This window comes from Chamaesiphon sp. VAR_69_metabat_338 (assembly GCF_031423935.1).
Taxonomy (GTDB): Bacteria; Cyanobacteriota; Cyanobacteriia; order Cyanobacteriales; family Chamaesiphonaceae; genus Chamaesiphon.
This window is the reverse complement of the sequence record NZ_JANPGM010000437.1, coordinates 1-7,767: the sequence shown is the minus strand read 5'-3', so window position 1 is coordinate 7,767 and position 7,767 is coordinate 1. Positions and strand designations below refer to the sequence as shown.

At 48.4% G+C, this 7,767-nt stretch carries 8 protein-coding genes and 2 pseudogenes; 1 reads left to right on the top strand and 9 read right to left on the bottom strand.

What is annotated here, in order from left to right; all coding sequences use genetic code 11:
* The 5 genes and pseudogenes from RMO84_RS12125 to recO all read right to left on the bottom strand — a co-directional run.
* Nucleotides 1-241, bottom strand: a 241-nt coding sequence (locus RMO84_RS12125) for a Txe/YoeB family addiction module toxin (protein ID WP_396135840.1), incomplete at its 3' end; no start/stop codon positions are given.
* Nucleotides 242-266: 25 nt separating this feature from the next.
* Nucleotides 267-596: a type II toxin-antitoxin system Phd/YefM family antitoxin gene (locus RMO84_RS12120; protein ID WP_310488713.1), complete on the bottom strand. Its 330-nt coding sequence runs from the start codon at nucleotides 594-596 to the stop codon at nucleotides 267-269.
* Between the two features lie 113 nt (nucleotides 597-709).
* Nucleotides 710-1,486 (bottom strand): ATP-binding cassette domain-containing protein, encoded by a 777-nt coding sequence (locus RMO84_RS12115; RefSeq protein ID WP_310488712.1) that lies wholly within the window; start codon nucleotides 1,484-1,486, stop codon nucleotides 710-712.
* A gap of 159 nt (nucleotides 1,487-1,645) precedes the next feature.
* Nucleotides 1,646-3,007: an MFS transporter gene (locus tag RMO84_RS12110; RefSeq protein ID WP_310488711.1), complete on the bottom strand. Its 1,362-nt coding sequence runs from the start codon at nucleotides 3,005-3,007 to the stop codon at nucleotides 1,646-1,648.
* Between the two features lie 402 nt (nucleotides 3,008-3,409).
* Nucleotides 3,410-4,225: pseudogene (recO, locus tag RMO84_RS12105) on the bottom strand (DNA repair protein RecO).
* Between the two features lie 106 nt (nucleotides 4,226-4,331).
* On the opposite strand from recO, the gene RMO84_RS12095 reads away from it, so the two are divergent.
* Nucleotides 4,332-5,381: an aromatic ring-hydroxylating dioxygenase subunit alpha gene (locus RMO84_RS12095; RefSeq protein ID WP_310488708.1), complete on the top strand. Its 1,050-nt coding sequence runs from the start codon at nucleotides 4,332-4,334 to the stop codon at nucleotides 5,379-5,381.
* 148 nt (nucleotides 5,382-5,529) lie between these two features.
* Here the strand turns inward: RMO84_RS12095 and RMO84_RS12090 are convergent, their stop codons facing one another.
* From RMO84_RS12090 to RMO84_RS12075, 4 genes and pseudogenes are all read right to left on the bottom strand, one after another.
* Nucleotides 5,530-5,892 (bottom strand): DUF760 domain-containing protein, encoded by a 363-nt coding sequence (locus RMO84_RS12090; protein ID WP_310488707.1) that lies wholly within the window; start codon nucleotides 5,890-5,892, stop codon nucleotides 5,530-5,532.
* Nucleotides 5,893-6,087: 195 nt separating this feature from the next.
* Entirely contained in the window at nucleotides 6,088-6,777 is a 690-nt protein-coding gene (gene scpB, locus RMO84_RS12085) for an SMC-Scp complex subunit ScpB (protein ID WP_310488706.1), read from the bottom strand.
* A gap of 388 nt (nucleotides 6,778-7,165) precedes the next feature.
* The gene (locus RMO84_RS12080) at nucleotides 7,166-7,429 is read right to left on the bottom strand and encodes a TIGR02450 family Trp-rich protein (RefSeq protein ID WP_309736897.1); all 264 of its coding nucleotides are present in this window, start codon (nucleotides 7,427-7,429) and stop codon (nucleotides 7,166-7,168) included.
* Between the two features lie 20 nt (nucleotides 7,430-7,449).
* Nucleotides 7,450-7,767 (bottom strand): annotated as a pseudogene (locus RMO84_RS12075) (RNB domain-containing ribonuclease); the annotation flags it as partial.

Here is a 7,767-nt window from a genome sequence, read left to right as displayed (position 1 = left end):
GAATCGATTCATTAGTAACTCGATAAATAAGTCGATGTTCTAAATCTACCCGCCGCGACCAAGTATTTGCTTCCATGAATTTTAGTGGTTCTGGTTTACCAATGCCAGAAAATGGATCGATGCAGATAGACTCTATCAAATCTAGTATCTTATTCGCTTTTGGAACATCTTGCCTATACCACCATTGTAAATCCGCCCTAAAGTCTTCATCAAAGATGATTCTTCTTTGGAAAACAAGGATTTCTGGATTGGAATCGGACGATTTCTTATCCTTCTTTTTCGCGGACAATTCCTAACTCCTCACATAATGTAGAGATCGATCGAGCTGGATTATCTAGATCCGAATGGGAATAACCTTCAATATCTCTTCGTTTAGCACGATCGATTGCTCCATGTAGCCTAGCTGCATTTGCTGGAGAGCGTAATAGATAGACAGTTTCGAGGAGGCTACTGAGATCTTCTTCAGCAATGAGCGCAACGTTTTTATCTTTACCATTGCGTTTGACAATAATAATGTCTTTGTTATCTACTACTCGGTCGAGTAGACTGCCTAAATTGCTGTTCGCTTCAGTATAACTAATTTCACTACTGGTCATAGACTGATGGTTCGATCGATTACATCGATTATAACTTGCCAATTTGGTCTAAAATCAATCCAAAGAAAAAGATCGATCGTCGAGATTCATCACAATCGATCGCATCTCGATCGCTAATCGATTACATGAATTGGGCCGTGGGTGCTGGCACTAAAAAACTGGCGCATGAGGGGATTGTCGGTCGTATCGATATCATCGGTGCTGCCATCCCATTGCACCTTGCCTTGATAGATGAAGACAATGCGATCGGTCGTGCGGCGAATGGTGCTGCTTTGGTGCGTCACCATCACGTAGGTGCTGCTACCAGCTTTAGTTTGGAGATCCCGTACCAAATCCTCGATGACTGTAGACGCGATCGGGTCTAGTCCAGCGGTCGGCTCGTCATATAGTAAGACTTCAGGATTATCTTCGGGGCGTTCGGGATTGGACATAATGGCGCGGGCAAAACTCACCCGTTTGCGCATTCCGCCGGATAATTGGGCGGGGTATCGATCTGCTACATCTGCCATTCCCACCATCGCTAGTTTAGTTTCTACCAGTTCCCGAATTTTCTGGCGAGCAATGCGGGATTGTTGAAATAACCGAAAACCCACATTTTCCTCGACCGTCAGCGAGTCAAAGAGAGCGGCTTGCTGAAACACCATGCCGATATAAATCGGGTCGTTACCATCTTCGATCAATCCCCGCCGCTGTTGTCCCTTAATCCATACTTCGCCTTCGTCGGGGGCGAGTAAACCAGCAATGATGCGTAAAATCGTCGATTTCCCCGTTCCCGATGGCCCGATAATGCCCAAACCTTGCCCGGGGTAAATATCGAGATTCATCCCGTCTAAAATCACGTTTTTACCAAAGGCTTTGGAGACTCCACGTAGCTGAATGATTGGTTCCATGAAGAAGGGAATAGGGAATAGGGGATAGGGAATAGAGTTAAATGCCAAACTACGGAAAATCTTGAGAATGCTAATTTGGGGAGTTGATTTTCCGAGATCGCAACTTGACTTTCAAATGCTGACTATCCCCTATCCCCTACTCCCTATCCCCTAGTCGAACTAATCTACCGAATTATACCGCTGAGTGAAGATCCCGCCAATTGCGGCAATTGCAGCTAGGCTCAATAAAACAGTGGAAACACCGAGTGCTGTTTCGGCAATCCCTGTGAGTGCTAGCGGCAGACTCAGCGCGATATTAATGGCATTATTTTGGAGTCCAAATACTTTGCCGCGCATTTCTTCTGGGGTTTCGCTTTGAATCGTCGTCTGCATCGGAATCAGAACGCTAGCACTAAAGACACCCATGCCGACCAAGCATAATAGACTCAACCACAGGGAATTGGAAAATGATAACCCAACTAGCGAGGCAGCAACACCCATCGAACCATACAAACTCAACTGCGCGCGAGAAAATTTGCGATCGAGGTAACTCAGCCCGACAGCACCCAATGCCATCCCGACGCCACCAGCAGCTAAGAGAAATCCAAATTGGGAAGCTTTGATTTCGGGCAGCAATTCAGCCAGTCGCACGGCGACGATCGTCATCGATGCAATAATCGATTGCAAGATTACCAGTTGAATCAATGCGCCTTTGATCTGTTTATGTTCGCCCAGATAGCGGATTCCATCCTTAAGGTCGGCTAAGATGTGCGGCTCGTCTCCAGTCGGGATTTGCTTCGTTTCCCCCGTGCGGATGACTAACAGTAAGACACCCGCCACTACATAACTAGCTCCGACTAATAACTCTTTGCCAATATTTACTCCCAAGCCAATGCTTGCACCAAAACTATCTGCTAAAGCCAGAATGGGATCGCCAATGGCAAATCCCACAATTAGCGAACCCATCGCTGTTGTCGTGTAGAGCGAATTTGCGGAGAGTAAATTGGGCTTATCGACAATCATCGAAATTGCCGATTGTTCGGCAGGGGCAAAAAATTGACCGAGGGTAGACACTGCAAAAGTGATAACTAACAGAATCTCAAACCCAAACGGTAAATTTGCGACAACTTGCCCTCTGGTCAGCCATAGTAAAAATGGCACGAGTAGCACCAATCCGCCCCGCAGCAGGTTGGTAATTACTAAAACCTCTTTTTTGTGCCAGCGATCGACAAATATGCCAGCGAGGGATCCAAATAGCACTGCTGGAATCGTCGTCGCGATCGTGATCGCCGATACCCAGCCGCTGATACTCTGATTTCCTGATTGAAATTGACTTTCAATGATGGCAATCATTAAGATCAGATAGACTTTGTCCGCTAGCTGGGAGAAGATTTGGCCGCTCCACAGGGTGACAAAGTTTCGATTTTTGAGTACTGCCAAAAATCCTGGCTGAGGATCTACGTTCGCTGCTACCACATTACTTTGCTCGTTGACTGTTACCGGATCGGATGGCACCGCCTCACTCTCGCCATGACTTGTCATGAGATCGGTAGGTTCATTTTCTGGTACTTTGTTGTCAAAATCAGATAGTCGCATTGAAGAATGTGGTAGGGCTATGATAACCGCTGGAATTATTAAAGTTTGATGTTAAAAAAGTCCGATTTGCACTGGATCGAAGCTGCTACTGAATGGACAGCTTCGCGATCGGGCTAACGATGTAAATATCTTCTATTTTAAAGCGATTCGACGAGACTCGACAGAGATAGATTCTCTGCCTGTGGGCTGCGATCCCAGCTTATGTGTGAGCAAGTAGTATTATCCTCACTTATATTAAGTCGATAGCTAATTTGTGGCGAGGGTGAAAGCCGCACCTCAATTTAATTTGACAGCTCTTAGTGTAGCGGGTTTCTAATAGACTGGGGGACTAGGGATGACTCTTACTGGCTATAAATCGATGAGGGCGGCAGATTTAATTTGGATATTGAGATGGTAATGAATATATTGACGCAATATCCGCTCCAGCCGCCGCCAGACGCCAGCGAGTTCGAGATCGGAGATGGTGTCCAGGGAAAATTTATCGATCGCCAGCTCCAATCTGTGGAGATTGGGATCGGATAAATGCTGAAAGCACAGTAATTCTAGAGCATTAAGCCGATAATTAATCGACACGCTCGGATCGTCCGTGACAACCCCGAGCGCGATGGTGCTACCGGCTTCGATACTAAAGCCGATCTGCCACCCGATCGTGGTAAAGTTTGGCTCGATCGGTTGTCTGGTAATGCAGCAATCGTACACCTGGGGCGCGATCCCATCGAGCGCGAGCAGGTGAAAAATCCCCTGACATAAATGCGCGATCGAGGCTGTATTATCGCCGCGATCGAGGGCATTTAATCTACCCAAGTGGAGCAACAACAATTGATATAATTCTTCTTGAGGCCGCTCGGCCAAGGCTTGAGCTAAGACGATTTCGGCTAGGTACTGACTGGCGGCGAGTTTGCCCAAGTCATCGATTAACTTGTGATAGGAAATCGTCGTCTCGGCTTGGGTGATTTTGTCCAGGGAGCGACCTTTAAAGATTAAAAGGTCGTTGACCATAAATAGCGCGCTCCGTCCGCCGAGGCTCGATTTTGCCTAACGTGCGCCAGGAAAGATCGCTTTGATCGAGCCATGCTCGCGGGTGAGAATCGTCACCAGCCGATCGTTTTCACCGATGGGCATCGCTTTGAGATTGATCCCTGTCGCTTTGTATGTACCGCTCATGAACTAGCCTGCGCTGACAATTTTCATATACTATAAACTCGATCGAGTGCCGAACTTAGCATTTGTCACTCGATCGTCGAATCGCTGTTGAACTAACGAGCAACTCATGACCGAACCACAACCCACTTTCCTCCGCAATATTTGGTATTACGCTTTACCGGGTAGACAACTTAAAGCCGGACAGATGCTGACCAAGCAATTACTGGGCGAACCCGTGGTCTTTGGACGCACTCAGGATGGTGAAGTTTTTGCACTGCGGGATATTTGCCCCCATCGCGCCGTGCCATTGAGTTGCGGGCGGCTTACTGGCGATGAAATTGAATGTGCTTATCATGGCTGGCGATTCGATCGTACTGGTACATGTACGCTGATACCCGCACTCAATGCCGACCAAGATTTGGATTTGAGTAAGTTTCAAGTCCGCAGATATCCCGTGCGGGAAGTCCAGGGCAATATCTGGATCTATATGTCCGATCGCGATCGCGGCGAGGTGGCACCGACACTGGAAGTCCCATTCGTAGCTGGCTTTGAGGGGGAAACTTATCAAGCAGTCGTGACAATGAGCTTTCCCTGCTTCATCGATCACGCCGTTGTCGGCTTGATGGATCCTTCTCACGTTCCCTTCGTGCATCGGGCGTGGTGGTGGCGCACGGATGCCATCCTCACACCAGAAATCAAAGCCTTCGATCCGTCTCCCTACGGCTTTACCATGCGTCGCCATCGTCTGGAGCGGCAAACATTTTTCTACAAATTAATCGGTGGCGATGCGGAGGTGGAAATCGCCTTTTCATTACCAGGCGTGCGGATCGAGCAAATTGTCACCAATACCAGCCGTGTCGCCAACATGACGGTAATTACGCCGATTTCGGAGACGGAAACGGAAGTTACGACGCTATTTTATACGACGATCGGCTGGTTTAAACCCTTGCAACCGCTGCTGATCCCGTTTATCCGCACGTTTCTGGGTCAAGATCGGGATATGGTAGTCAAGCAACAAATCGGGTTAAAATACAATCCACCATTGATGTTAATCAGGGATGCAGATACTCAAGCAAAGTGGTATTACCAATTGCGATCGGAATTTATCAAATCTAGAGCCGAAGAACGCGAATTTAGCAATCCTGTCAAGTCGCAAGTCCTCAGTTGGCGCAGTTAAACCAACTACCACCCGCCGGACAGCTCGGGGGTGGTAGTTAGTTTGATGCTGGTGGATTGGAAGTCATGCTAGTGGCTAGATAGTAATGAGCAAATCTGGTTCGCCAGCGATCGCACAGAGCCGCTGTTAAGGCGATCCAGCAACGGTCTTACTCGCGACTTTCGCCAGACGAGAGATCGCCAGAAATCGAACTCGAACTCGAACCAGTGAGCATGTTCTCTAGTTCCATGCGCTGCTCCATTTGACGCAAGAAGTAGCCAGTCATCATCGCCGAACCGAGGAGGTTGGCGAGGTTGTCGCGATCGGTAGTAACTTGGACGCTGAAGCCTTCACTGGGCAACATTCCCAATAAACCTTGAATGTTGTGAGTGATAATATCTTTGACTTGGGGCGTGGTAGCCTTAGCAATTTGAGCCAAGACTTCTGGGGATTGATGTTGAAGATACTTCAGTAATTGATTGACCTGAGCATCTTCAGATTTGCGTTCTAGAAAATCAGGATTAAATGCCATTATGACTTAATAGTTAGATGGATCGAGATAATGATTATTAGTCTGCTCTATGCGATCGATTCGATATTGACTATGATACTGTGTTCTCGATCGAATCGCAGCGAGCAGATCGTTGATGTTAGTATGCCCTCAGAACGGTTATCCGCATCGATCGAGCAAAATTTATCATTGAAAGTCTAGGAAGCGATAACATCATTAAGATTGCGACAATGGCAAGCTATCTGCTTCAGTAGTGAAATCCACCCCGTTTTCATCCCGATCTGATGCGGCGGCAGTTTCGTGCTGTACTGGAGCCTCAGGCTGAATCGATCCTGCTGTAGTTTCGCCATGCGATCCGTCTGTGGCGGCGGGTGGCGTGGTATCGATTTCGAGCTGGACGACTTCCGCTGGTTCTGTCGATGTTGGTGCGACTAGCTGTTGAATGGGCAGATCTTTTAGTTCGTAAGTCCGGTGAAACTTGTCAGTGACTTGCAATAATGAAGAGCGATTTCCCGCTTGTCGCCGTTTGCGGACAAAGCCAATTTCAACTAGTTCTTGGACGTGTTGATACGCACCACTACCTCTCAATTCTACCAGATCGGTTTGGGAGATCGATCCTTTGATCGCGATCGCTGCCAGCGTGCGCAGCGCACCTGTGCCGATTTCCGGGGGAATCATCTTGTCGATCAATGTTTGAAAAGACGATCGCAATTGGAGGGTATAACCCGTTGGCGTTTCCACCACTTCGAGCGCACTATCGCGATGATTGTAGTCATCCATCAATTCGATCATCGCTGTTTCTGCGGTATCTCGATCGCATCCCGCACATTCGGCGATCGCCGCTAAGTCCAGGGGTTGTCCCTTGAGATACAAGATCGCTTCGATTTGACTGGAGAGACGAAACATTCTTTAGGAGTTGGGGGTTCGGAGTTGGGAGTTGCGGCTCGCGCTCGTCGGGTTCCCCGACGGTATAGCGAGACAAGACAGGGAGTTAGGAGTTAGGCTATTGATGCTATCTAGGGTTCAGACAATTCTAGATATAGCAGTCGCCAAGGCTATTAGGACACAGCGATTGAAATCGCGGATGCAATCACGCGGAGGTTTCCTCCGCATGTGTTGCACCAAGCAGCCGCTGGTGATGCAAAGTCCGCCTGTCTTGACGCGCTAAACCGTCGGGACACCCGACGAGCGCGCGTCGCTACGCGGACTAATTAGAAAACGTCCTCACGATCTTGGCGATTGCTATAGTGTCTAATATTATCAATTGCCACCTAAATCTCTGACAACATCAATCTTACTCGAAGAAGACCAATTCATCTTTTTCGAGTGCCATTTCATCGAGCGATTGCCAGCTTGGTTTCCACTGGGTGAGATCTTTGAGAGCCTGAGCATTGATCCAAAATCTGACATCAGGATCGCAGGAGGAGACCATTTCGGCAAATACCCACTTGCCATCATGCTTGCGATTGACGACCTGAAAATGTCGCCAGCCCCACATTTTTTGGGTAGCTGTCCACTTGGAGCCGAGGAGATGAGGAAATTTCTGTTTTTTTGCCATTAGGTAGTGAGGGGGCCGATCTATGCTACGGAATCGGCGGCTCGATTGGTGATTTCGCGCAGATGGATGATATCCTGGCGCGGATCGACTAGAGCGACTTGGACTTGGAGTTGTTCTCCCAATTCGACCCAGCGAGTACACCGCATCGCGAGTTCGATGCCTAATTCTTCAATCAGGATCAGTGCCAGACTTTCATCCTCGCGCAGCCAGCGCAGCATCAGCGCATCCCACTCGCGATCGCCCGATCGATTGAGGTATTCTAGCGTCCAATAGCGGTTAGTTTGCCGCTCGACCATCGTCGCTTCGTAGATATTCGTACCCAGAGCCAGCATGATTTC

What these genes read in the sequence shown, in the direction of transcription:
- RMO84_RS12120 (WP_310488713.1), bottom strand. Translation starts at nt 596, where the DNA reads ATGACCAGTAGTGAAATTAGTTATACTGAAGCGAACAGCAATTTAGGC.
- RMO84_RS12115 (WP_310488712.1), bottom strand. Translation starts at nt 1,486, where the DNA reads ATGGAACCAATCATTCAGCTACGTGGAGTCTCCAAAGCCTTTGGTAAA.
- RMO84_RS12110 (WP_310488711.1), bottom strand. Translation starts at nt 3,007, where the DNA reads ATGACAAGTCATGGCGAGAGTGAGGCGGTGCCATCCGATCCGGTAACA.
- RMO84_RS12095 (WP_310488708.1), top strand. Translation starts at nt 4,332, where the DNA reads ATGACCGAACCACAACCCACTTTCCTCCGCAATATTTGGTATTACGCT.
- RMO84_RS12090 (WP_310488707.1), bottom strand. Translation starts at nt 5,892, where the DNA reads ATGGCATTTAATCCTGATTTTCTAGAACGCAAATCTGAAGATGCTCAG.
- scpB (WP_310488706.1), bottom strand. Translation starts at nt 6,777, where the DNA reads ATGTTTCGTCTCTCCAGTCAAATCGAAGCGATCTTGTATCTCAAGGGA.
- RMO84_RS12080 (WP_309736897.1), bottom strand. Translation starts at nt 7,429, where the DNA reads ATGGCAAAAAAACAGAAATTTCCTCATCTCCTCGGCTCCAAGTGGACA.